The following is a 24991-nucleotide window of genomic DNA, read 5'->3' as shown; positions in this document are numbered from 1 at the left end:
TCTATGGTTACAATAGTTATAGGAGGTAGTTGTATGTACTCATTAAATTTTTCACATAACCTTGCTAACCTGCGCCGTAAAAAGAAACTCACCCAAAAGGAATTAGCGGATTTTATCGGTGTTACGAAGGCATCCGTATCTAAATGGGAAAATAAACAGAGCTTGCCGGACATCTTACTATTACCCCAGCTCGCATCTTTTCTAGATGTAAGTATAGATGAATTGCTGGGCTATGAAGCACAGTTGAGTCGGGAACAAATCCAAAAGCTATATGTGGAGCTTGCTTCTGACTATACAAGACTGCCCTTTAATGAAGTGATGAATAAATCACGAGAACTGGTTCGCCGCTATTATTCCTGTTATTCCTTTTTACTCCAGATCTGCATCCTTTGGCTGAACCATTTTCCTCTTGCAAAGGACCATGATGAGCAACAAAGAATTTTGCACGAAGCTGTAACACTTTGTGAGCATATAGAGGAAAATTGTAAAGTAATAGATATTTGTAATGATGCTATCACTGTGAAAGCTGTATTCAACCTCCAACTCGGTAAAGCTGAAGAAGTCATTGAAGCATTGGAGATGATAGCAGATCCAACTCGCATCTATCACCAAAGTGATTCAATTTTGGCACAGGCCTATCTGACCGTCGGGGATTTAGACAAAGCCAAAAGCTATACACAAATCAATATGTATCTACATGTGATATCGCTGATTACAACTGCGGTCCAATACCTAGCCATTCATATGGATGACCCTGCAGTATGTGAAAAAACGATTAAAAAAACAGAGGGATTGATTCGGCTATATGATTTAAACAACCTGCATCCCAATAGCGCAGCACAATTTTTCTATCAGGCAGCACTTGTCTATATCACACATGGAGAAAAAGAAAAGGCGCTGGGAATGCTAAATCAATATGTTCAGGTAGTTCGAGTGCTTTTTACCCATGAGCACGCGTTGCTCCACGGCGATGCTTATTTTGACAGGCTGGATGAATGGATTAGCAAACTTGACCTAGGAGCATCACCGCCACGAAATATGCGCCTTGTGGCAAAAAGTGTACTGGAGTCTTTTAAACATCCATTATTGACAGCACTTCAAGACGATCTAGAATTTAAGAGAATACAAAGAGAACTTACGGAAGGAGTGAAATATTATGAATGAAGTCAAAGAATTCTTACCCTTTATTATTCCTTTGGTTATTGCAGAATTTACATTGCTGGGTTTTACCATACATCATATTTTGACTCATAAGAACTATAAGCGCGGCAGTCGTACCATATGGCTAGTTATAGTGATAATCGGCATGCAATTTATAGGACCTATTCTGTATTTTCTGCTTGGAAAAGAGGATGCATAATGAATATGTTAACTTTATCTCATGTAAAAAAGCGATTTGGAGATAAAACAGTATTAGAGGATGTCACTTTTTCTGTAGCGGAGCATACTGTTTTTGGTTTTGTGGGTCAGAATGGTGCTGGGAAAACTACGACTATGAAAATCATTCTTGGCTTGCTGGAGGCAAACAGCGGGGAGATTACTGTTGGCGGAGAAAAGGTTCGCTACGGCGATACTCCCACAAATCGGCTTATTGGATATTTACCTGATGTACCTGAGTTTTATTCTTTTATGACTCCTAAGGAATATTTGCATTTTTGCGGTGAGCTCACAGGGATGTCATCTTCGAGTATCAAGGCTCGTACCAAGGAGCTTCTGGAGCTTGTGGGACTCTCCAATGAGAAACGGCGAATCAAAGGTTTTTCACGCGGCATGAAGCAACGGCTCGGAATTGCACAAGCGCTTTTCAACCGACCTAGACTGTTGATTTGCGATGAACCGACCTCCTCTCTCGATCCTGTTGGAAGAAGGGAAATTCTAGATATTCTTACCGCAGCAAAGGAACATACAACTATTCTCTTTTCCACGCATATTCTTTCCGATGTTGAGCGTATATGTGATGAGGTCGCATTCCTTCACGAAGGACAAATCGTATTGCAGGAATCAATGGAGAAGTTAAAAAGAGAACATGCAAGCATCGGGTATGAAATTGAGTTGGAGTATCCAGAAGATACGGCAAAACTGCTTTTAGCTTTTCCAAGCATCAAAAAAAGCAATGAAAATCATCTATTGCTGGAGCGAGCTGATCAGGTACAGACAGAAGCTGTCTTACGTTTTATCTTGGAGCATCATATTCCTTTCCGCCGTTTCGAAAAGCAGGAGCTATCGCTGGAATCTCTGTTTATGGAGGTCGTCAGTAAATGAAATCTTTTCTAGCTTTTTTCAAAAAAGAGTGGATGGAATGGAGTCGAACAGGACGAGTGCTCATTCTACTGCTAGTATTTGTACTTTTCGGGATTATGAATCCAGCTATAGCAAAGATAACTCCATGGATGATGGAGATGATGGCAGACTCTTTGGAGGGAACAGGCCTTGTCGTTACAGAGGTTACTGTAGATGCCTTGACCTCCTGGACACAATTTTATAAAAATATTCCAATAGCACTGATTATTTTTATACTGATGTGCAGTGGATCCTTTACTTCAGAATATCAAAAAGGAACACTCATCCCTGTTCTGACAAAGGGTCTCTCGCGCTGGAAATTCGTTATCGCAAAGAGCATGATGATATTTATATCGTGGACAGCTTGCTATTGGATTTGCTTTGGTATTACTTATGCTTATAATGCTTTTTATTGGGATAATAGCATCGCCGTGTACACTAGCTTTGCAGCAATGTGTTACTGGCTTTTCGGGCTTTGGGTGTTATCATTTATGGTGCTGTTTTCTACACTATCCTCTAGTAATACCACTGTTTTACTCGGAACTGGGGGTACTGTACTGGCGGTTTATCTCATCGGACTTTTCCCAAAGCTAGAATCTCTCACACCGATGAAGCTAACCGAAGCCATGAGTCTCCTGACAGGGCTCAAAGCACCGGGAGAGTATGTCACGCCGATTGCAATATCTGTCGGCATGGTCGGAATATGCCTAGCTGTTGCGGTTACGATTTTCAAAACAAAAAAGATATAAGATATGTTAAAACAGAAGCCGCTGTCAGTTCATCCTAACAGCGGCTTCTGTTTCTCTACATTATAATGAACAATATGTAAAATATTTTTTAAGAGCTAACTTTACTTCTCGCAGGAGAAAACCAATTTTTCCATGCAAGTACTACGATGAAAATTAAGAAAAAAATGACCGCAATGAAGCTTAAATACTTGAGACCAATCATATTTCCGAAATAAAATCCAATCGTCATATAAAGGGTTGTCCATAGTAAGCTTGCTAAAAATGCGAGTGAGAAAAATTTTGCATATGGTAATTCACGTGTTCCTGACATATAGGGAGTTAGCTGTCTAAGTCCCGGTAAAAAATATCCTATAACAACCATTTTATTTTCAAATTGATCAAACCTAGTATGCATACTCTGCCAGCGTTTCGGTGTGATTTTCACTAGATTTCCATACTTCTGGATGATGGATGTCCCAAGCTTCCTTCCAATCATATAGGTAAAAAACATACCCATATTAGCACCCAATAGTGCAGCGCAGATGGCCCATAGAAAATTAAGGTTTTGTTCAGCAATGACAGCACCGATAAAAATAACAAATGTTTCTTCAGGTGCAGGAATTCCTACAATCCCGCAAAATAAAACTAAGATAATCACCCAGTATCCATACAGCTGTATATAATATGTAATAGCATCAAGCGTCATGTAGTTTCCTTCCTGTTTTCAAACCAATGATACATATATTCCTGTTAGCGAGATTTATATTGATTTTTCTGGTTCGCCTGGTCTTTTTGATCTTCAGTATAGTTGTCCACATCAATGGCATAAATCGGCCTTTGTTTAACCTCTTTAAAAATCTTGCCAATGTATTCACCCACTATTCCAATACCAATCAACTGCAAGCCACCAATGATCCACAGAGAAATCATGATGGAAGTCCAGCCAGATTGTGTATTCCCCAGTGTTTTTTGAATTAGAGCATAGCTGCCTGCGACCACACTGATAAATAGCGTCAAAAAGCCAATGTAGGTAACACAGCGTATCGGCGCAACACTAAAGGAGGTAATCCCATCAAGCGCAAAAGAAATCATTTTCTTTAACGGATATTTAGACTCTCCCGCTTCTCTTTCCTTCCGATCATAAAAGACTTCAGCGGAGGAAAAGCCAATCATTGGAATCATACCTCTTAAGAATAAATTCCGTTCCTTATATTTTAAGAGTTCTCCCAATGCACGCTTGCTCATTAATCTAAAATCTGCATGATTAGGAATTAACTTGATTCCCAATTTACCCATCATACGATAAAAGCTAAGCGCTGTGGTCCGTTTGAATATAGTATCCTTCTTTCGCTGATCTCGAACTCCATAGACAATATCATATCCCTGATTGTATTTTTCAACCATCTCTTTTATGACCTGAATGTCATCCTGTAAATCAGCATCGATGGAGATAACACAATCGGAATGCTTTTGGGCCGTTGCCAGACCAGCGAGCAATGCATTTTGATGACCCACATTGCCCGCTAATTTCAGACCCTTGACTAACCTATTCTGTACACTCTCCATTTGTATTAAATCCCAAGTATCATCAACACTGCCATCATCCACAAATAAAATAGCACTTCTTTCTGAGATTACACCGGAGTCCAATAACTCTTTTAGAATGGATGAAAGCTCTTCAGATGTTTTAGACAATACCTCCTGTTCATTGTAACAAGGCACAACGATTGTTAATACAGGCAGATTCATTATGAGTAACTCCTTTACATGACATGATATAGATAGATCTTCCACGCTGAATCTTCATGATCAAAAACATCCATCAATTCAAGGTTATTCTCATCTGCATTCACAATAGGTACAGCTGAGATTATATATTGACCACCCATTTCTTTCAGTACCTTCGTATTCAACTCTAAATTTTTTATTGTTTTGGATGAATTTTTTTCGTAATCATATTTCTTACCAAGCTCATCCACGAAAATATAACAACGCCCGCCCCATTTATCAAAATATTTTTTAAGCTGAGCGTTCTTATCCAGCTCCTTCTCAATAATTTCTCGAAACTGATGCTTGTACGCCAATGGATAGTAATTGTTATACGTATCCAAAGTATAAAAGCCATTATATTGAGCAATAGCTGGATGTAATCCTATACTTACCACTCTGTACGTATCCTGAGGTTTTCCAATATAATCTTTAATCTCAGTAAATTGGTCAACAGCATAAAACTCCTTAAAAGTCGGTGCATCCAGCCTTCCATAATACACTTCCGGATTGTACATAAATAAGACAAGCAGCTGAGCGACAATGACTCCTTTTGAAAACTGCCTCCATCCCCCTCCATTTTTCCAAAGAATACGGCAGGACAGGGCAAACAATAAGTACAAAACTAACGGTCTCAGGAAATGAAAACGGGCAAAATTAAAATTATTTAAAAGTGAAATTTGTTCTTTCAAGGATGCCCATCCCTCATAAAACCAAAACGCATACCATGCAGATAAAATAAAATTCAAGATAAACAGCTGAACATAGCGTTTCTCACTTTTCCAAAGCTTATTCCGATAAATAAACCATAAAGCTATAAATGACACAGGCAAAATAATATATTGGTGAAGCGTTAATACATGATTATGTCCAATTATGTAATTTTTAAATATGAGACGGACAGATCGCGCAAATCCTAATGCAGAGCTGAAATATTCATCCCGGCTGTTAGGCTCTTCAGGAAATACCAAAGAATAAACCAAGCGATATTCGATCAACAGGTAAATAAAAGTCATTAAAGCAATACTGCCAAAGAATTTCCAATTAGGGTCTTTTTTCTTGATCCAATCATAAAGCCAAAGCAATCCCATAGCCACCAGGAAGAAAAAGAACCCCAGTACAAAGCTCGAATAAAAAGGCAAAAGGATTAGAATAAGCCAATCCGTCCATTTACTATCTCTGCCTCTAATATTTAAAAAGGCATACAAGGCTAATGGATGCCCCAATGTGGCAAGCATTCCGGATGGCCAAAAAGGAGTCAAAGCAAAGGCCAATGCAACGAATACACGTATAAAGCCATGTTCCTCTTTTCTAACAAAATGCTTTTTAAGTAAGAGATACATTCCAATAAACGCAAAGATTCTAGTAATCGCCTGACTGATTGAATATGCCGTCATGGATGGTAATAAATAATGGAGCCATTCAATTCCGCTGAATTCAGTTCCAATTGAATTCCTCGGCAAACCATTAATGATTTGTGGAATAGTCTCATTTATCGGTCCAAACAGCATTTGATTATCCTTCAGAACCTTGTACCAAGCGATATTGGAATCTAAGTTATCATGCACCCGTATATGAGAATCTTCACCAAGTATAAACATCGGAGCCAAATAAATGATCAACAACACCAGCGCAGCTATCAATAACTTAGTTTCCTCAGTCCATTTATTTCTTAATTCCCCCACTGCTATACACCGACTTTTCAAGATATATTTAAATCAACCCACCAATAATTGTAAAATTATAATGTACTCATGGTAGCTATTTATATACCCCATGTCAAGGAGCTATTGGGTCAATATGGATATTACAAATCTTCACCCTCAACCTTTTTTAATGTAAACTAGGTAATTTTCAAATATAGGCTTATTGTTGTATGTAAAGGCAAATCATCATTACGAAAACAGTCAAAAATAAAAAACCAATTCAACCTGGGGTACTTAACCCCTTAAGGATGAATTGGTCTCCGCGACACTTCTTGAAATTTCTTTCACAAGATATTCATAATTATATTTCCTTCAGCAATGGTAGTAAATCCGCCAGTTTCTTAATCTCATAGGTAGGCTTCACTTGATCCGTTACTTTATGATGGCGGTTTACCCAAACAGATTTTATTCCTGCACGATTGGCACCGAGAATATCCGTCATCAGATTATCTCCAACCATCAGGACTTCTTTTTTTTCAACCTCTAATAATCCTACAGCATGTTCAAAGAGTTCGGGAGCCGGCTTACCTTGTCCAAAATCCCCTGAAATGACAATATGATCGAAATAGGGAGCTATTTCAGGTGTTATTTCCAGCTTTGTTGTTTGCAATTGCGGGGAGCCATTTGTCAGTAAAAGAAGTTTAACACAACCCTTTAATTGTTCCAGCACTTCAAAGGTATCCTCATAAATAAAGGGATGTTTTCTTCTTTCTTCAGGAAACTTTTCTGCTAATTCCTGTCCTAACTCTGCATCCTCTATTCCCAATGCTTTCAACCCATTCGTCCACGCATCCTTGCGATAGAGCGGCATAATTTGAGCCATCTTTTGAAATTGCTCATGTTTGTCCTGAAAATCCCCCCATAATCCCTCAAATGGATTTATCCCAATCATTTGTGTAAAAGCGAATGTTTCATAGGAGCTATACAGTTTAGTGGCTTCCTTTCTAACTGATTCTTCTAGCTGCACTGGGTCAATCTGATATTTGTTTATAGACAGCCCGCAGGTTACCCTGAAAGCTTCCTGAACACTTTTTTGATCCCATAACAATGTATCATCGAGGTCAAACATGATTGCCTTTACCATATCGGTTCCTCCGTCCCTGCATCAACCACTCCGGTTTGAATCCTATTAATATAGAAAAGTTTTGTTTTTCGTTAATGACATCATTGAACATTTCTATTATTCGATTTACCACTTTTCCTTACACGCTTACACTGGTAAAAAATTCATTGTAAAGAGCAGCCACTGCTCGGTTTTCCTGAAGTTCTTTCACACCAAACATCATACTGACTTCAGAAGACCCTTGATTGATCATTTCGATATTAATGCCGGCATTTGCCAAAGCCTTGGATGCCCTCGCAACTGTACCAACATTCGAACGCATTCCCTCTCCCACAATCATAATCAAGGATAAATTGTGTTCAATTTTCACCTCGTCAGCCTCTAATTCCTCTATAATCCGGTTCCTAATAATCTCTTCAAGCTCAGAGTCCATTTGATTCTGTCTTAAAATGACAGTCAAATCATCAATTCCCGAAGGAACATGTTCATAGGACAACTTTAAATCTTCAAGGATTTGAAGAAGTTTACGTCCAAAACCTATTTCTCTGTTCATTAAATATTTGCTGACATAAATGCTGCAAAAATCATTGTCACTTGCAATACCGACAACCGGACCATTCGTTAACTCTTTTTTATTCACGATCATGGTACCAGGTGATAACGGATTATTCGTATTTTTAATATTTACTGGAATCCCTGCTTTAAAGGCGGGAATTAATGCTTCATCATGCAAAACACTAAAGCCTGCATAGGAAAGTTCACGCATTTCTCGATACGTCAATACACTGATTTCCTTTGGTTTATTAATAATCGTTGGATTAACAGAAAATACGGCATCAACATCTGTATAATTTTCGTATAAATCAGCTTTAACTGCATTAGCCAGAATCGAACCGGTAATATCCGAGCCGCTCCGAGGGAACGTCATCACCTTTCCATCCGTTGTATAACCAAAGAATCCTGGAAATATGACAATTCCTTTTTTATTTCTTAAATGATATAGATTGGCATACGATTCTGCTAAAACCTGAGCATTCCCCGGCTCATCACTGACTATTAGTCCTGCCTCACGAGGATTCATGTATTCAGCCTCTACACCTCTGGCTTGGAAAAAAGCAGCTACCAATTTGGCATTATTGTCTTCTCCACTGGCTTTAACGGCATCCATAAACTGACCCTTATCGCTCAGGTCTCCATTAAGAATTTCCATTAAATCAGCTCTAATTCTTTCGACGACAGAGCCTGAAACGGATAAATCCTCTGCTATTAATCGGTATCGATCAATAACCATATCAAATAAATATTGATCACAAGCCCCATTTAACCAGCTTTCTCCACAGGCAATGAGCAAATCTGTCACTTTAGTATCGGATGAAAATCGTTTACCTGGTGCCGATACTACCACAATTTTACGCTGTGGATCTGATACGACAATCTCAAAAACTTTACTCAACTGCTCACCGGATGCAAGAGAAGTTCCCCCAAATTTCACTACTTTCATTCTGCATATCTCCTATGTTTTAATTTTTCAGATAATATTAACTATTATCACTTCTCAGCGCTAAAGTTTCAAGAGAAAATATGAAAAATTTCAAATAATATCCATCGGGACTTCTATTCTTCGGAAGTAAGTCTCATTCACCAAAGAATTAGAATGGCAGGATGACTCATGAAGGCGTAAATATTCTAGTTATCGATTAATTTTTGATACCACGGAAATGAATAAATGGTACATTTTAAACTTGTCATTTTTAGACACTAGTCGAAAGTATATTTTAAAAAAACAAAAGATCATGGGGAAAAATACGGTAAAATAATTATAAAATATAGTTTGGAGGGTTTACTTATGATGGCAGCATCCTTATTTGGATTAATTTCTATATTGGTATACTTAGGTATTATCGTTTTTATTATTTATGTAGCACTTACTATCTTAAAGTTAATGAAACAAAAAAATGAATATCTAAAGGATATTCGTGACGAAATCAAGAAAAGTAATAGCATCAATCAGTTAAATCCATAATCTTAAAACAGTGTTTGATTCTTTATAACTTGTACCAATAACTATAGAAGGGCCGTCACTATGACTGACCCTTCTTTAAATTCTTGATTAGGAACTATTATTTTACTTCTTCTTTATTTAATTTACTCCAATTGTACCAACCGTAAATCGCATTGATTGTCCACGAAACATACATGGCAACCATAGACCACTGTCCAAGCATAATGAACATAACCAAGCAAACAAGGTCAATTACAATCCATACGAGCCATTGTTCTCTATATCGTAATACCATGAGGATTTGAGCTACTATTGCCATTACATTAGTAAATGCATCATAGTAAGGCAGAGTATTACCGAGATAATTTTTACCGATATAACCCAGTGCGATAGTACATATAACAATTAACACAGCTTAAATGATCATCTGCACTGACTTAAGACTTTTTGCTTTTACTTGCATTGTTTCCTCGGTCATATTCTTCTTCCAAATAAATACACCGAGAATACAAGTTACGAAGTAGAAAATATTTTCGAAGAACTCAAGATACAGCCCCAACCCCCATACGATATACATATAGGTTACAATCTGTATAAAGTTGAAGATATAAGACGACAGTTTGCCTTTCGCTGTCAAAACAACACAGATTACACCTGATACTCCGCAAATCATACCGATAGGAGAATCAGGAACAAAGCAATATACAATGATTTGAAGCAGTACCATACTTATCATAAATATTTTTTCAAAGAGATTATAACCGTTCCAAAATTCGTTTTTTAGATAATTTTTAATTCTTTCCATTTTCAATGATTCTTTTCACATCACTTACAATAGTTTTGAAGTTGTTCCAATAGCCGCCATTTAGAACCGTTACCTTGTCCCAATTTCCCGAACTTTTAATATTGTTGCAAAGTATGTTGAATAACTCATTGCGTTCCTCCATTCCAGAATGAGCCATAAATCGCTCGTGGTCATCCACAAACTCGCCGCAAGGACATAGTAAATAAATTTTATCCCACCGACATTTTTTTGTGATTTCATCGGCCACTATAGTAACTTTTTCAAATTCTTCCTCTGTTAAGTCACATTGGCTGTCTCTGGAATACCCCTCTGCGTACATTCTTGTTACCATCGAGTCGGAGTCCGCAAAAAAGATTCCTTGATTGGAGGGTGAGTTAATTAATTTTTTATTGAGATTATACTGCCCTTCAAGAAAAGCCATATAGTCCGTTCCGTTTAATTCCCATTCGGCTATATTACTTTCTTGCATGTAGCCTCTTGCGAACTCATAACTGTACGGCGCATTGAAATATTTGCCCAGGTCGGCGGTTAATACTGATTTTCCTTCCGAAGCAGTACCGCATATAAGAATGTTTGTACTAAAAACTCTCCGGAATGGATACGTTATTTTATCCCAATGCTTTATGGGGTTTTCCCTTATCATCGTTGCTGATATTGGAGTTAATGCAAGTCGGTCAACCAAGATTGAGGTTTCATTAAACTTTCCGATTAAGTCCTCATGGTAATTCCTATCCCCGACATACCAAATTCTGTCGGTATCTGTAGGTATTTCTACCGCCTTGCGATAAATAGTTTCAAACTCTTTAAGCCAACCGTTCCAACCATTAGGATAATTTTCAATACCAATTTCATTTTCATTGATTGCATATACAGCAACCAAATCATCATCCGAAAAAAACTCTCTCACGTAACGATATCGCATTTTATGAGGCATAAGTGGTTCACCCTTGTCCCCGTCATATCCACATACAATGACAATACAACCGCCGTCGTTTTCTTTTTTTGCTTGCATAATTAGATCCAAATGCCCTCGATGAAGCGGAGCGAATGATCCAAATACAATACCAACTTTTTTTCCTTTAAGGGGTTTTTGGTAAGAGTTTAACACTTTTCTTCTCCCTTCTTTTTATTCTTTAAATATAATAATTAAAAGAAACTACGCCCTCGACTGAACCTCTATTTCTCTCATAGTACTACATGTAAATTTAGCTAGTTCTTTATTTTATTATACTAAAATAATATTATGAAAGAGGTAAGATTTACTGAAAGCATACAGTTATATCAGAGAAAAAGAAACACAAAAAAGGAAGATACACATTTTGAGTGAATCCTCCTTTTTTCATTGCTTTCATATAGAATGTTTCTTTAAGTAAAAAGGTTATATACAGTTAGCTTATTCAACCTACAGGATGAGGTAATTACGATTTAAGGATTGTCTAAATCTATAGTTTCATCAAGATGCTGGGCATAATAAGAAATACCACTCTTAAAGTACTGGAGTATTTCATCATTTGTAGTTTCCATTAAATTCATTAAGACAATTTCCATAGCCCTTTTATATTCCCCTGTATTATATAAAGCCATAGAATAAAAGACTTGCAGGGCTCGATGTTCAGGAAATTCAGTCACACCGCGGCGAAGGACGTCAACAGACTCTTTATAATGCCCCAAAATGCGGTAACTGCTTCCTAAACCAAGGAAACATCTTTGTAAATCAGAACCGGATAGACCTAGTTCAATTGCTTTAACATAGTAAGGAATTGCTTTGTTACATAACCCAGAATTATCTTAGGCAATCCCAATCTGATAATTTATTTCTGCATTTTCCAGATCATTTTCTGATAGATTTAACAGAAGATTAAGTGCATGATTTAAAATAACCGGATCCTGTTTCTCACGACCATCTTCACGCAGCGCAATAGCATTATCCAGAAGTTCACGTGGATTTTTATTCATTTATTCCCACCTCATTGTTTCTTGTAATTTACAATCAGTCGCATTCCTTGTTCCCTACATTCGACAATATCGAATAAACCCCCTTTTTAGAAAAGTACAATTAAATCCAGATTTCTAAAGGAGTTGTTAATGTTATGAGTCACGCAGAACGACGGGGCAAGAAATATTTTGATGAGATTTTGTTAAGAGTTCTAGCTAACATGTTTACTAAATTACATCCCTCTTTTATTTTTACGGTTGCGCCTCCAAAAACTTAACGGGTACTGTTTTTGTTAACCAAACATGATTTTTCGAACGGTAAAACACATATCCTTGTTTCATCATTTCACCACTTCGTACACGATACACAACCGGTTTCCCATGCCGTTTTCCTACATTGATTGCTGTTTCTTCATCAGATGATAGATGAACATATAAACGACTCTTTGGAATTAGTCCAATACGTTCAATGGATTCTGTATACTTTTCTCCCGTACCATGCCATAAAAACTCTGGTGGTTCCACGATTTCCAGCTCTACATCAACCGAAATGGAATGTCCTTGATTGGCTCGAATAAGTGACTTGTCCTCATTAAAAGCGTATCTCTGTTTATCATCGGTTCGCACAATTTCCTCTAGGATGTTCATATCAAAAGGATATTTTTTAGAAATACCCTTAATCAATTCCTCGACATTCGCCCATCCATGCTCATCCAGAGTAATTCCGATGGATTCTGGTTTATGACGAAGAATCAAACTCATAAACCTGCTCGCTTTAATCAAACTCATTTTTTGGAATCCTCCTTTATAACATAAAAATGAAAAGAGAATAGAAGCTCCATGTTCGAAGCTGATTCTCGATTATTCGAATAGTTTCTTCTATTTTCTCATATAATACATCGATTTTCGCGAAACCAATGATTTAGAATAGCTAATCGGCTCGTGATATAATGATGAATAATTATGTACAGAGGACCCTAAAACAGGAGGCAGGTATTTTGTCCAAACTAGTAACTTTATTAAAAGAATCTAACTACACCGTTATCTTCACTGGTGCAGGTTTTTCGACTGAAAGCGGGTTACCTGATTTCCGCTCAACTAATAACGGATTGTGGAAGAAGCAAGATCCAGGCACTATTGCCAGTACAGATGCACTTAATCAAAATGTCAAAGAGTTTTTTGAATTTTATCGCCAGCGTGTGGTAGGAGTGAAGGAACACGGCCCACATAAAGGCCATTCTATTCTCGCTAAATGGGAACGTGAAGGTATTATTCAAAGTATTATTACGCAAAATGTAGATGGTTTCCACCAGGAAGCCGGCAGCAGTCGGGTAGCAGAGTTGCACGGAACCTTACAAAAGGTACATTGCCAAACATGCGGTAAGGAATATGGCAGTGAAATGTATTTAAATGAATCCTATCAATGTGAGTGTGGCGGCAAGCTTCGTCCATCCGTCATTTTATTTGGTGAAATGTTGCCTGAAAAACCATTCATGATGGCTGAGGCTGAAAGTGAAAAAGCAGACCTGTTTATTGTTCTCGGATCATCGTTATCAGTGACACCTGCTAATCAGTTCCCTTTAATTGCTAAGCAAAATGGTGCGAAACTGGTTATTATTAATTTAGAGCCTACTAATTTTGATTTTTATGCAGACCTCGTGATTAATGACCGTAAAGCCGGCGAGCTTTTAGCTGAAATAGATGCCGAGTTAATTGAAAATTATTAATAGATTCAGGCCAATCTTTGAGAAGGAGATTGGCTTTTTTATATGCAGTTATCTTCCATCTCAGTACCTGAAAGCTGTACAAATTGCAACTAAACAAAAGGCTCTGTTCGTATATATTGCTGATAATGTCTATTAATTAACAAATCCCTATGTTACTTCATACAATATATTAAAAAATGGAGTTGTTATTTGTGGCGAGATGGATTGACATATCAACATCGAAACATCAATTAAAACTTTTTGATGGAAATAGGCTGATAAAAGCTTACCCAATTGCAGTTGGGAAAATATTATCACCAACACCTACTGGGACATACAAGATAATCAATAAACAACGTAATCCTGGAAGACAATTCGGAGTTCTTTGGATGGGTTTGTCAAAGCCTCATTACGGTATACATGGAACAAATACCCCAGCTTCAATCGGTAAGAATGTCTCACATGGTTGTATTAGGATGTTTAATCATGATGTTCTAGAATTATCATCTAGAGTACCAATTGGTACTAGGGTTGTTATTCATAAATGACTCTGTTAATCTAGCTCCTCTTACTGCATAATTTTGGTCAAATACGACATAAAAGTATCGCTTCTCTTATTCAACTAATCTTCGCCTTAGTTGAATAAGAACGGGAATTCAAAAACGAACATTATCTACAAACAGAGTCAAACAAAAAAACGACCCACTCATGAGCCGTAACGATATCATTCAACTATTATTCATTTAATTTAAGATTTTAGAATATCATGGTCAACATAACGTTCCCCATTCAGAGAACTGATTACATTTATCGCGACTCTTGCTCCGTCCCCTGCTGTTATAATTGTATGCATGCTCACACCAGCAACTGTGCCGGCTGCCCAGACATGATCAAGATAGGTTTTACCGGAATCATCGACATCAATTACTTTTTTAATACGTGGTTCAGTACCGTCCTTTGTTTTGATGCCTGAAGCTTCAGCGAGGTCAACTAACATACCGGAAGCCAAGATCACTTCACTTGCCATATAGTTGGATTCTTCTGTTTGAATCATCACTCCATCATTTTCCACTTCGATTTTTTCAGCGGTTGCAACCTTGAATTCAGCGCCAAATTTCTCCGCCTGTTTTTTACCGACTGCAATAAGGTCAGGTCCGCTGATTTCTTCTACACCATAATGATTTTCAATCCAGGCACGTTTAGTGACACTTTTATCATTATCCAAAACCAACGTTTTTTTACCTGCTTTGGCAGTGAATAATGCAGCACTTGCACCGCTTGGTCCTGCTCCAATAACTATAACATCATACATATCCTCAAACCTCCCCCAACCAATTATAAAATCCCTCTTATTATAACGGGAATAATTACCAAATTCTATTGAAGTGATTTTTCCATCGATACCTGACCAATCGTTTCAGTGAAACCAAGTTCTTTTATAATAGTCACCATTTCTTAGCCAATGGTAGGTTAATAAAGAATCTGCTGGATACCTCAACTGACTGGAAAACATGTTTTAAAAGAACATACCTATATTCCAACCAGCGTTATGTTTAATCTACATCTGTACTTTATTTATACGTAAGTTGTTCGCTTGCAGAAAGCCTAAATCCTCTTTAATAACTCAATTCTTTCACCATTATTCCCCTCAATAAAAACAATTGTCCAGCCATTTCCCATCCTTATTGGCCCCTCTAAAATAGATACATCCTTTTCATTTAAAATTTGTAAACAATCCGTTTCAAAACATATATGTGCCTCGTATAATCCTTTTTCATCAATCATTCCATTTTCAATCAATTCAATCCTTAATCGGTCATTCACTAAGAATACGATCTTTTCTCCATCCAATTCCATGTATTGTTCAGTGCGAAATCCTAGATATTTTTCAAAAAAGAACCTTGTAAGCTCCAGGCTTCTCACCTCAAAACCGACGTGATGGATATTCAACTTTTTCATATAATTAAGTTCACATCTCCAAACTCATGCCATAAATACTCCTTTAGTACGGCTTCCTCATACGTTTTAAAAAGGAACTCCGAATCAATAAAAGCAGTGAGCATATCCAAATGGCTCGCCTCAGGTTCATGAAAACCGGTTAGGATACCATCAACTGCTTTCATTTCGTAATCAGGTCCTATATACAAATGGGTGCTACCCTTGAGCTTTTCAGTTAGTCTAGCCGTCTCCAAAGCACGAACGACCGTGGTTCCGACAGCAATCACTCTTCTCCTCTCTTTTTTCGCATGCCGAATCATATCCATTGTCTCACTGGGGATTTCATAGAGTTCAGGATTGGTTTCCGGTTTTACTGGCCAGTAGTCATCTAGTAAATAGCTCAAGCCTGTGTGAAGCTGAATAAACTGAAGCTTAACTCCCTTTCTTTGAAGATTGAAAAGCATTTCCCAGGTAAAGGCTCGGCCAGCAGATGGCATTTCAACGGAGCCAGGGACTGAAGCATAGACCGTTTGATAGAAGTTTAAATCAAGTGCCTGTTTCGCATATTCATACCGAATGGGTTCTCCTTTCTGATATAAATAATGTAAAATACGATCCTCTGATTGAGAAAAACAAACACTCCACAAAGGGGTAGCTTCTACCCTGCCACTTATCTCTCCTTTCAATTGTCCTTCAGAAAAAATGAGCACATCTCCAACTTCTATATCTTCATGCAGGGCCAGCACTTCCCAGGCGTTATTCTCAATCTTTTTTGCAAACCTTATTTCTACAGCTTCGGCTTTAACGATCCCTTTTCTAGTAATTGTTGCCCTTGCTGAGGCAGGAATTGTCCTGCTATTATTTAAAACCAGAATATCACCTTTCTTCAGATACCGATCTAGATGGGAAAATTGAGTGTGTTCCATTGTTCCAATCCCTTTATCTGTCACCATTAGCTTGACTTGGTCCCTTCTCATACCTCTGAACTCGGGAGGTTCGGACGCATTTAATTCTTGAGGCAGAAAAAATTTTTTCCTGAGAGGCAATGCCATTATAATCCCTCCTGTTCAAGCTCGAACTTCTGTGCTTCAAACCGTTTACCGTTAATATGCCGTGAATGATTCGAGGCTAAATAAACAAAGGCACCCAGTACCTCCTCCGGTTTAGCCAGCTCCTCATTATGATTAGGGTCTGCCAATGCATACATGTCCGTATCCATACTGCCGGGGTCAATCATATTGATTCGTATATTCGTTTCCGAGAGCTCATCTGCCCATGTTTCGGTCAGTCCTTCCAGTGCAAACTTCGAAATTCCATAGGCTCCCCATCCCGCATATCCTTTTTGCCCTGCTTCTGATGTCACATTGATAATAGAGCCTTCATTACGCTGAAGCATTCCAGGCAGAACACGTTTTGTGACCATAAATGGACTTAGGCTGTTTGCCTTTATAACATTCATGAAATCAACCTCTGAATAATCCAGTAAGAGTGGCATCGGGCTAGGCCCCAATACAGCAGCATTATTAATTAAAACATCAATTTGACCAAATCTGCTTTCTGTCATGGAAATAAAGGCTTCCACATCACGCTGATTTGTAACATCCGCTTTTACTGCCAGAACTGTACTACCCAATTCCTCAGTCATTCTTTTCACTTCCTGTAACCGCTCTTCTCCCCGCGCACAAATTGCGAGATTGTATCCTTGTTTTGCAAAAGCAAGGGCTAATGCTTTCCCTAATCCTTTAGATGCTCCCGTTATAACAACTGTTTTCATGATTTATACCTCCTATAGAAACTTATACTTATAGCGTATTGCAAAAAAACAGCCATGCCCTCGGAGGATGGATGGAGTTTCAGCTACATCTTTAGTAGTACTCCACCATAAAAAATGTATAATAATAACAAAACATTTATTAAGGAGACTAAAGGTGGTCCGTAAAATTTTTCTCTCAGAGATTCATATATTGAAAGAAATCGCTGAAACATTAAACGAAGGCACTGATTTAACAGAAGTTTTGGCTCAGGTATTAAAGAAGCTTTTAAAAATAACCTCTTTGGAAACCGGCTGGATCTTCCTTATTGACGAACGGGGCAATTACAAATTAGCCGCTTCTGAGGGACTGCCGCCCGCTTTAAAAATTTCAGACTATGAACCCATGTGTACAGGTGACTGTTGGTGTGTGAATAAATTTTTAAAAGATAATCTACATAAAGCTTCGAACATTATGGAATGCAAGCGGTTGGAAAATGCAAGATTGAATCAATGGGGCGATACGTATGGCCTTGTTTACCATGCTACTGTTCCCTTATCAGCTGGGGATGAAAAATTCGGCGTATTAAACGTAGCCGTAACGAATAAAGAAAGATTCGAAGCAGAAGAGTTGGGTCTCTTAGAATCCATTGCCTATCAAATCGGCAATGCCCTGAGACGAATCCATTTAACAAAACGGGAGCAGGAACTGAAAGTTGCAGAGGAACGAAATCGCTTGGCACGGGACCTGCATGATTCTGTAAATCAATTACTTTACTCTATTAATGTGACATCAAAGGCCGGAATCAATCTATCAAAAGAGGATTCAATCAAACAGATTTTTGCTGATATTGGGAGGATGTCACAGTATGCACAGGCTGAAATGAAGGCATTGATCTGGCAATTACGGCCAGATGGACTAAAGAACGGACTCGTTTGTGCCCTCAAATCATATGCTGAAATACTCGGTTTACAAGTTATTGTTCAGGTGAAAGGGACAGGATCTCTCCCTTCAAAAATCGAAGGAAATTTATGGAGGATTGGGCAGGAAGCCTTCAATAATGCCATTAAATATTCCGGTCAAAAAGAAGTCTTACTTTCTCTTGAATACAAACAAAATCATATTATCATGTCGGTTGAAGATGGCGGAGTAGGATTCGATATTTCATCAGTAAAGGGATTGCCGAGTCTTGGGCTTAAGAGTATAGAAGAACGCGTAACAGCCCTGCAAGGGAAATTAAGCATAATTAGCAAAAAGAACTCCGGCACCAGTTTAACGGTTGAATTGCCATACTAAAGGAGAATTTTAATGACGATAAAAATTGTTTTAGTGGATGATCACCATGTCGTTAGGAAAGGACTGGCATTATTATTAAATAGCCATCCTGATATGAGCGTAATTGGAGAAGGAACAAACGGTAAGGAAGCAATTGAACTGGCCAAAAAACTGACTCCCGAGATTATGATAATGGACTTACTAATGCCTGTAATGGACGGAATCGATGCAACAAAACACATTGTGGAAACCATACCGAATGTGAAAGTTTTAATCCTCACCAGCATGTCAGATCAAGACCATACCATTCCTGCCTTGGATGCGGGAGCCAGTGGCTATCTATTAAAGGAAAGCGACCCAGAGGAACTAATCCTAGCTATTAAAAAGGCAGTAAACGGAGAAATCTATATTCATTCCAAAATTACCGCAGAATTAATGACAGTTCTGCAAACGAATAAATCCAAGCAGAATTCGTTAGAATCATTGACTCAAAGAGAAAAGGAAGTTCTCAAGGAAATCACCAACGGCAAAAGCAATAAAGAGATTGCTTCAGCACTTTACATAACCGAAAAAACGGTAAAAACTCATGTATCCAATATCCTGTCTAAGCTAGAGCTGCAGGACCGTACTCAGGCTGCTCTTTTTGCGATACGAAATGGTTTTTAATTGATTTGGATTCGCTGTTATTTTATTGGGGATTTATGTACTCTTCCATTCAATTCATCCGGTAAAAAAAAGAGAATAGAAAATCTATATAAAAAACCAGGTGAGTCATGACTCACCTGGTTTTTTATACGTAATTAAGCAATTAGCGAACTGCTTTCTCACGGGTTATAAGTACGTAAATAACCATCGACATGAATACGGACACAGCCGCTGTCATATAAATACTGCTGTAGCCAAATGAATGTCCAATCTGTCCGAAAATCATAGCTCCTATCCCTATACCTAAGTCAAAGAACGAGTAAAATGTAGCATTAGCCATTCCTTTACGATTTTGGGGTGCCTGATCAATTGCCCATGCCTGTAAGGCTGGCTGAACGCTTCCAAATCCAAATCCATAAAGGAAAGCCGCAAATAACATCATGCTGGTGCTAGGCAGCCAGGATAGTAATAGCATCGCAATAAACACCAACAATGTTCCCGGTATAAATACAGCCTTGTGCCCTTTACGGTCATATAATTGTCCGGCAAACGTTCTTGTCAACATAACAGATAATGCATAGATAACAAAATACCACTGGATTCCATCGATTCCCTTTTGTGCTGTATATAAAGGAAGAAAAGTAGCTATTCCCCCAAAAGTAAATGTGATGAAAAATGCCAGTATGGATGGTTTTAACGAGCTTTTTTCATATAGATCCAGTATCTTCTTACCAGTTGGCTGCACAGTCACTTTCTCAGCTTTCTTGAACTTAATCTGCGTTGCTACCAGAAGAGCAATAACTCCTAGAATAGCACAAATTAAGAAAAACTGATTAAATGGTATCATAACAACCAAAGCAAGACCAAGAGATGGCCCAATAGCCATCGCAATATTTCCGGACAGCCCAAAGTAACCCATTCCTTCACCCCGTCTTGATGCCGGAACCAAGTCTGAAGCAACCGTACCAGTAGCTGTAGTTAATGCTCCCCAACCCAATCCTTGAATAATCCGCATCATGAACAGCAAAGCAATACTTGCCATAAAACCAAATGACCCGAGGGTAAGGATAACAACAATTAAACCTCCGAAATAGACAATTCGTCTTCCCTTCGTTTCCAATGCCTTGCCGGCAAAGGGCCTAATCAGCAAAGCTGAAAATGTAAATATCCCCACAACTGCTCCTATTAGCTGGTCACTTCCACCGAGATGTTTAACGTACAACGAAATTGTCGGCAAGGTCATTTGAAAACCTAAAAAGATCAGGAAGTTTGTAATACAAATGAAGACAAAATCTCTTGTCCATATTTTTTCCTTCTTTATTTTTTGTTTAACTCCTTGTTGTGCTTGATCAATCATTTTATACCTTCTTTCTGCTCCTTTACATTATTTATATTACCCGAATACGAAACTATCTTTCTATGGAAATTTAAAAAATACACAAAAAATCCCTTCTTTTGTAGGCAAGGGAGTAATATATTGTTATTCCCATTTGATAGTATCCTACACCTTTCTGTATTAAAGACTACTTGCTTAAAATGTATTTATAAATTAACTTCCTATAATGTTGAAAGGTTCCACATCTGAATCTACCAGCATACTATCAAACAATTTTTATAATATCATTTTTATTTGAAATGACAGATACTTATGATAGCTCATGCTTGTAAAAGTCCAGTGTGTAGTCTTTATTCTATTAAATTTATTAATAAATTTTTATTAGGAGGTTGTAAATGAGAAAAATAGGAGCGACTGTATTAATTTTGTTAACTTTTATCGGAATTGGATTAGGCTATATTCAATATAAAAAGTCAACTGTTGAACAACGTGTAATTGAGTATCTGACAACTGAAGAGAACATTTCAAAGAATGACATTATTTCCAGTGAACCATTTATTGCAAATTTACGAGGAGATAAGAATTGGATGGTTAGTATTCGACTAAAAGATGATAATAAAACCTACTATTATTACAAAAATAAAAATGAAGTAATTTTAGAATCGTATGTAGAAAACGGAGTAGAACACGTTCAATAAAAGGTAGTAAGGGGAAAATCCTTCATAAATAGGATTTTCTAAATTAATTGGATATAATTAACACTTAAGTTTAACATATCCATAAATAAAAGAGCTCAAATCCATTTGAATTAGAACAGTCGGAGTTGAGCTTCACTTTATTATTAAAATTATAATGATAATTATCTTAACAAAAGTGATTACCATACTCATGCAATCGGTAATCTATTTTGTTAATTTATGATGGAAAGCATAAATTACTGCTTGGGTACGATCCTGAACTTGAAGTTTACCTAAAATATTGCTCACATGTGTTTTAACCGTTTTAAGTGCAATAAATAATTGATCTGCTATCTCTTGGTTCGTCTTTCCTTCCGCCATTAATAATAAAATTTCCATTTCTCGTGATGTTAAATCTTCGTGCAAATCTCTTTTATTTGCGTTCCTAAATTTAGACATGAGTTTATCTGTCACTTCCGGTACCAGAACGGATTGCCCTTTATAGGTTTCGCGTATCGAATCTGCTATTTCACTTGCTTTCGAGGTTTTTAACATATAGCTGATTGCACCTGCTTCAAGAGCCGGGTACACTTTTTCATCATCAACAAAACTCGTCACAATGATTATTTTTGCCTCCGGCCACTCCGCTAGAATCTGCTTGGTTGCCTCAATCCCATCCATTTCAGGCATTACCAAATCCATCAATATTACATCAGGCTTTAGGCTCAATGCCATTTCGACACCCTTAAGTCCATTTTCCGCTTCCCCTACCACTTCAATGTCGGATAAAGAAGATAAATAAGCAGAAACACCTATACGAACCATTTCATGGTCATCTACAAACAATACTCTTATCATACTTTCTCACCTACATTCACTAATGGTACTCTTACTTCGATTCGCGTGCCTTGCTTTGGTACCGAAACCACCTTTAGAATGCCGCCAATTTCTATCGCCCGCTCTTTCATATTTTGTAACCCGTAAGAGCCAGCCTTCGCTTCATCTGCGGTAAATCCAACACCATCATCAATCACTCTCATAATTAAAGAACGTTCATGCTGAATAATATACACTTCCAATAATTGTGCTTTAGCGTGCCGTAATGTATTCGAAACGGATTCCTGCAGGATTCTAAATAAATGATCCTCAATCCCCTTCTCCAATTCCAGATCTTCTACCTTCCATTTTACCGTAAAAGGGATTTTTTGTTTGAGTTCGCTCAAAAGATTATCTACGCCTTCCTTCAAACTTTTATCCTTTAAATGTACAGGACGGAGATGTAAAAGTAAGGCTCGCATTTCTAATTGGGACTGTTGAATCATACTTTCAACCATCCTAAGCTGTTTTTTCTCACTTGCCTCTTCATCCCCACCTGATTCATTGATGGCTGACATAAGCATAGAAGCAGCAAAAAGCTGTTGGCTGACAGAATCATGGAGTTCTCGGGCCAATCTGTTTCTCTCCTCTTTAACCATTGCCTGAACTCGTTTTTCCTGTTCCACTGAATTTTCAGTAGCCAGTGCCTGAGAACGTTTTGCCTGATCAAGAAGGACCGTTTGGATTTGTTTTACTTTCTCGACAGATTCAGATAACTCCCTTGTCTTAATCTCTTTTTCCGAAAGATTTTCCCCGAGGTTTACACTTCGCAAAGTATCATTCAACTGATTAATTTCAGATTTATAGAATAACCCGCTTGCAATTCCGAACAAAACACCAAACAACAGGGAAATACTTAGCGCAAATAACAGAAATGGCACATTAAAGATCTTCTTCTCATATAGAGGAGTCCAATCAGAGGAGAAAAAGATTACATAATAACATAAGAATATAGTTAAAAATAGCAGTAGAGAGATTGATATACAGATCAGTAATTGGCGTTTTAGTATACTCATATCCACTTCACCACCAAATTGCCAGCACCGATCGAGGTAACGACCTTTATTTTATAGCTAGCCTCGTTATATCCTTCTGACCTATACATAATTTGCTGATTTCTAAGCTCTTTTTCCTTTTCATCAAATAAACGTACTGTTCCAAATAAACAAGTGTGGGAAATTTGCACACCCACATCGTACGGTACAAATATTTCAATGTCCCCAATACCATTGCGAATCGAAATGACTGATATTTCCTTTGGCAAGACTGTATTGCTCAAATTGATATGAGTATCTCCGTATACGCTTACCACATTCAGATCATTCCATTCGTATACGTACTCAGGAGTATTCTGACTTCCAAAAATTCTATTCGTAATCACAGGCTTAGATATTTCACCATTCTGTTTTTCCTGCTGTTCAAACGATTCTTTAGGTTTGATTTGAATAGGTTCACGTCTCTTTTGAAGATGTTGTGAAATATAATAGAGAAGAATAATAAAGAGTAGGAGCCTGACAATGAATAGATTAATTAAGCCTATAAGACCTGATATTATACCAATCCAAAATATCATTTTCCCAAATAGTTTAGAATAACGGGAATAGCCGTAATAAATACAAATTCCCGAAAACAATACGGTATAAAGAATTTCATGAAAGCGAAAAAAGATAATTTCAATTAAAGCAACAATTAAAATAGCAATTAATATTTTTTCTGCCCAATGCCCTTCTTTATATCTCTGCATATTCCTACCCCCCTATCCGTAATTCATCATAGATGATCACCTGCTGATTACTAATCTAAAACAGACGCAGCAAAATACTGCGTCCTACATACTAGAATACCATTTTTTTAATTCACTGTTTCCTTCCTTTTTAAATCTTTTTCAATTTCTGCAATGCGGGTATCAATCGTTGCTTCATAATAATTAGCTTTCACTCGATTTTCTATTTGCATCATATAATCATCAATTTCTAAGGATTGTTGCCCTTCACCCTCTACAGCGTCTTTACCGGACTCCATTAACTTATCCATTTTATGATGAACCTTTGCAATATTTTCCCGCCCCATCAGCTCAAGTCTCTTTATATGCATATCTTTCAGCTTTTGCTTCATTAAAGTAAACTTCTCTTCAAGCTGTTTTAAATCAAGACCAATTTGCACAAGCAGATGTTCAATTTTGGCTGAACGGTCCTCATAAACCGCCTGTTCCTTAATGGCAAATTCGTATAATTCACTCACATCGCCTGCTTCTTTAGCAATATAAGCCTGATGTTTACGTTTATCGGCCATTTCCTTAGCAACCGCTAATTCACGCTTTATTTCCTCTTTCAATCGATATTGACGTTGTATTAATTGTTGAACCTGTTCAACTTCTCTTTCGGATTGTCTCAAATATTGATTCAATTTTGAAATTGGATTCCTCTCCTCCTGCTTATCGATTAAATCATGAAGATCTGCTTCTACCGAATTTTTCATACGAGTAAATAAATTTGCCATGT

27 protein-coding genes and 2 pseudogenes are annotated in these 24991 nt (G+C 37.6%); 10 read left to right on the top strand and 19 right to left on the bottom strand.

From position 1 onward, the window contains the following. The first annotated feature begins 33 nt into the window (after window positions 1-33). From AC4BHA_RS04230 to AC4BHA_RS04215, 4 genes are read left to right on the top strand one after another with little or no spacing between them, the layout of a single operon-like run. Entirely contained in the window at window positions 34-1164 is a 1131-nt protein-coding gene (locus tag AC4BHA_RS04230) for a helix-turn-helix domain-containing protein (protein ID WP_148629519.1), read from the top strand. Beyond that, the gene (locus tag AC4BHA_RS04225) at window positions 1157-1360 is read left to right on the top strand and encodes a PLDc N-terminal domain-containing protein (protein WP_490558213.1); all 204 of its coding nucleotides are present in this window, start codon (window positions 1157-1159) and stop codon (window positions 1358-1360) included. Before AC4BHA_RS04230 ends, AC4BHA_RS04225 begins: the two co-directional genes overlap by 8 nt. Beyond that, a complete protein-coding gene (locus AC4BHA_RS04220) occupies window positions 1360-2262 on the top strand; it encodes an ABC transporter ATP-binding protein (RefSeq protein ID WP_148629517.1) in 903 nt (300 codons plus the stop codon). The genes AC4BHA_RS04225 and AC4BHA_RS04220 overlap by 1 nt, the downstream gene beginning before the upstream one ends. After that, complete coding sequence (locus AC4BHA_RS04215) at window positions 2259-3029, top strand: ABC transporter permease (RefSeq protein ID WP_490551879.1); 771 nt, start codon at window positions 2259-2261, stop codon at window positions 3027-3029. Before AC4BHA_RS04220 ends, AC4BHA_RS04215 begins: the two co-directional genes overlap by 4 nt. Before the next feature lie 88 nt (window positions 3030-3117). Here the strand turns inward: AC4BHA_RS04215 and AC4BHA_RS04210 are convergent, their stop codons facing one another. The 5 genes from AC4BHA_RS04210 to AC4BHA_RS04190 all read right to left on the bottom strand — a co-directional run bounded on the left by AC4BHA_RS04210 (window position 3118) and on the right by AC4BHA_RS04190 (window position 9045). Continuing rightward, window positions 3118-3714, bottom strand: coding sequence for a DedA family protein (locus AC4BHA_RS04210; protein WP_490551880.1), 597 nt, complete (start codon window positions 3712-3714; stop codon window positions 3118-3120). 44 nt (window positions 3715-3758) lie between these two features. Further along, window positions 3759-4757 carry a glycosyltransferase family 2 protein gene (locus tag AC4BHA_RS04205; RefSeq protein WP_490551881.1) on the bottom strand — a complete coding sequence of 333 codons (999 nt, stop codon included), beginning with the start codon at window positions 4755-4757 and terminating at the stop codon, window positions 3759-3761. Window positions 4758-4771: 14 nt separating this feature from the next. Continuing rightward, complete coding sequence (locus tag AC4BHA_RS04200; RefSeq protein WP_490551882.1) at window positions 4772-6460, bottom strand: DUF6044 family protein; 1689 nt, start codon at window positions 6458-6460, stop codon at window positions 4772-4774. A 322-nt stretch (window positions 6461-6782) separates the two neighbouring features. Next, complete coding sequence (locus tag AC4BHA_RS04195) at window positions 6783-7565, bottom strand: HAD family hydrolase (protein ID WP_490558212.1); 783 nt, start codon at window positions 7563-7565, stop codon at window positions 6783-6785. Between the two features lie 118 nt (window positions 7566-7683). Then, window positions 7684-9045 (bottom strand): aspartate kinase, encoded by a 1362-nt coding sequence (locus tag AC4BHA_RS04190; RefSeq protein WP_490551884.1) that lies wholly within the window; start codon window positions 9043-9045, stop codon window positions 7684-7686. A gap of 345 nt (window positions 9046-9390) precedes the next feature. Between AC4BHA_RS04190 and AC4BHA_RS04185 the strand changes: the two genes are divergently transcribed. Then, window positions 9391-9567, top strand: a complete 177-nt coding sequence (locus AC4BHA_RS04185; RefSeq protein WP_175354221.1) for a hypothetical protein — start codon at window positions 9391-9393, stop codon at window positions 9565-9567. Window positions 9568-9664: 97 nt separating this feature from the next. Here AC4BHA_RS04185 and pnuC read toward each other — a convergent pair. The 5 genes and pseudogenes from pnuC to AC4BHA_RS04160 form a co-directional block, all read right to left on the bottom strand. Then, window positions 9665-10219, bottom strand: a pseudogene (gene pnuC / locus AC4BHA_RS04180) (nicotinamide riboside transporter PnuC). 118 nt (window positions 10220-10337) lie between these two features. Beyond that, window positions 10338-11459, bottom strand: a complete 1122-nt coding sequence (locus AC4BHA_RS04175; RefSeq protein WP_490558211.1) for an AAA family ATPase — start codon at window positions 11457-11459, stop codon at window positions 10338-10340. 317 nt (window positions 11460-11776) lie between these two features. Further along, window positions 11777-12127 (bottom strand): annotated as a pseudogene (locus AC4BHA_RS04170) (tetratricopeptide repeat protein); the annotation flags it as partial. 12 nt (window positions 12128-12139) lie between these two features. Next, window positions 12140-12307, bottom strand: coding sequence for a hypothetical protein (locus AC4BHA_RS04165; protein WP_490558210.1), 168 nt, complete (start codon window positions 12305-12307; stop codon window positions 12140-12142). A 231-nt stretch (window positions 12308-12538) separates the two neighbouring features. Then, window positions 12539-13075 (bottom strand): RNA 2'-phosphotransferase, encoded by a 537-nt coding sequence (locus tag AC4BHA_RS04160; RefSeq protein WP_490558209.1) that lies wholly within the window; start codon window positions 13073-13075, stop codon window positions 12539-12541. A gap of 209 nt (window positions 13076-13284) precedes the next feature. On the opposite strand from AC4BHA_RS04160, the gene AC4BHA_RS04155 reads away from it, so the two are divergent. After that, window positions 13285-14013, top strand: coding sequence for an NAD-dependent protein deacylase (locus AC4BHA_RS04155; RefSeq protein ID WP_066101123.1), 729 nt, complete (start codon window positions 13285-13287; stop codon window positions 14011-14013). Between the two features lie 191 nt (window positions 14014-14204). Next, window positions 14205-14540: a L,D-transpeptidase gene (locus AC4BHA_RS04150; protein WP_140461203.1), complete on the top strand. Its 336-nt coding sequence runs from the start codon at window positions 14205-14207 to the stop codon at window positions 14538-14540. A 200-nt stretch (window positions 14541-14740) separates the two neighbouring features. Here AC4BHA_RS04150 and AC4BHA_RS04145 read toward each other — a convergent pair whose 3' ends face one another. The 4 genes from AC4BHA_RS04145 to AC4BHA_RS04130 form a co-directional block, all read right to left on the bottom strand. Continuing rightward, window positions 14741-15304, bottom strand: coding sequence for an NAD(P)/FAD-dependent oxidoreductase (locus AC4BHA_RS04145; protein ID WP_148629509.1), 564 nt, complete (start codon window positions 15302-15304; stop codon window positions 14741-14743). A 293-nt stretch (window positions 15305-15597) separates the two neighbouring features. Further along, complete coding sequence (locus AC4BHA_RS04140) at window positions 15598-15951, bottom strand: VOC family protein (protein WP_490551887.1); 354 nt, start codon at window positions 15949-15951, stop codon at window positions 15598-15600. Continuing rightward, a complete protein-coding gene (locus AC4BHA_RS04135; protein WP_139891354.1) occupies window positions 15948-16982 on the bottom strand; it encodes an S-adenosylmethionine:tRNA ribosyltransferase-isomerase in 1035 nt (344 codons plus the stop codon). Before AC4BHA_RS04135 ends, AC4BHA_RS04140 begins: the two co-directional genes overlap by 4 nt. Further along, on the bottom strand, window positions 16982-17704 hold the full coding sequence (locus AC4BHA_RS04130; protein ID WP_139891355.1) for an SDR family NAD(P)-dependent oxidoreductase: 723 nt from the start codon (window positions 17702-17704) through the stop codon (window positions 16982-16984). Before AC4BHA_RS04130 ends, AC4BHA_RS04135 begins: the two co-directional genes overlap by 1 nt. 154 nt (window positions 17705-17858) lie before the next feature. On the opposite strand from AC4BHA_RS04130, the gene AC4BHA_RS04125 reads away from it, so the two are divergent. Then, window positions 17859-18977, top strand: coding sequence for a GAF domain-containing sensor histidine kinase (locus AC4BHA_RS04125; RefSeq protein ID WP_490558208.1), 1119 nt, complete (start codon window positions 17859-17861; stop codon window positions 18975-18977). A gap of 12 nt (window positions 18978-18989) precedes the next feature. After that, window positions 18990-19622, top strand: coding sequence for a response regulator (locus tag AC4BHA_RS04120; RefSeq protein WP_490551889.1), 633 nt, complete (start codon window positions 18990-18992; stop codon window positions 19620-19622). Between the two features lie 142 nt (window positions 19623-19764). Here the strand turns inward: AC4BHA_RS04120 and AC4BHA_RS04115 are convergent, their stop codons facing one another. Then, complete coding sequence (locus tag AC4BHA_RS04115) at window positions 19765-20958, bottom strand: MFS transporter (RefSeq protein WP_066101151.1); 1194 nt, start codon at window positions 20956-20958, stop codon at window positions 19765-19767. Window positions 20959-21332: 374 nt separating this feature from the next. Between AC4BHA_RS04115 and AC4BHA_RS04110 the strand changes: the two genes are divergently transcribed. Continuing rightward, window positions 21333-21635, top strand: coding sequence for a DUF3139 domain-containing protein (locus AC4BHA_RS04110; RefSeq protein ID WP_066101154.1), 303 nt, complete (start codon window positions 21333-21335; stop codon window positions 21633-21635). A 204-nt stretch (window positions 21636-21839) separates the two neighbouring features. On the opposite strand, the gene AC4BHA_RS04105 is transcribed toward AC4BHA_RS04110, so the two are convergent. The 4 genes from AC4BHA_RS04105 to AC4BHA_RS04090 form a co-directional block, all read right to left on the bottom strand. Further along, on the bottom strand, window positions 21840-22472 hold the full coding sequence (locus AC4BHA_RS04105) for a response regulator transcription factor (protein ID WP_140461195.1): 633 nt from the start codon (window positions 22470-22472) through the stop codon (window positions 21840-21842). Next, a complete protein-coding gene (locus AC4BHA_RS04100; RefSeq protein ID WP_490558207.1) occupies window positions 22469-23506 on the bottom strand; it encodes a sensor histidine kinase in 1038 nt (345 codons plus the stop codon). Before AC4BHA_RS04100 ends, AC4BHA_RS04105 begins: the two co-directional genes overlap by 4 nt. Continuing rightward, complete coding sequence (gene liaF / locus AC4BHA_RS04095; protein ID WP_490558206.1) at window positions 23503-24234, bottom strand: cell wall-active antibiotics response protein LiaF; 732 nt, start codon at window positions 24232-24234, stop codon at window positions 23503-23505. Before liaF ends, AC4BHA_RS04100 begins: the two co-directional genes overlap by 4 nt. A gap of 107 nt (window positions 24235-24341) precedes the next feature. Further along, on the bottom strand, window positions 24342-24989 hold the full coding sequence (locus AC4BHA_RS04090) for a PspA/IM30 family protein (protein WP_066101162.1): 648 nt from the start codon (window positions 24987-24989) through the stop codon (window positions 24342-24344). Window positions 24990-24991 lie beyond the last annotated feature (2 nt).

Source organism: Pradoshia sp. Z3_51 (genome assembly GCF_058215915.1).
Note: the sequence above shows the minus strand (reverse complement) of the source record. Positions and strands in the feature narration are given on the sequence as shown.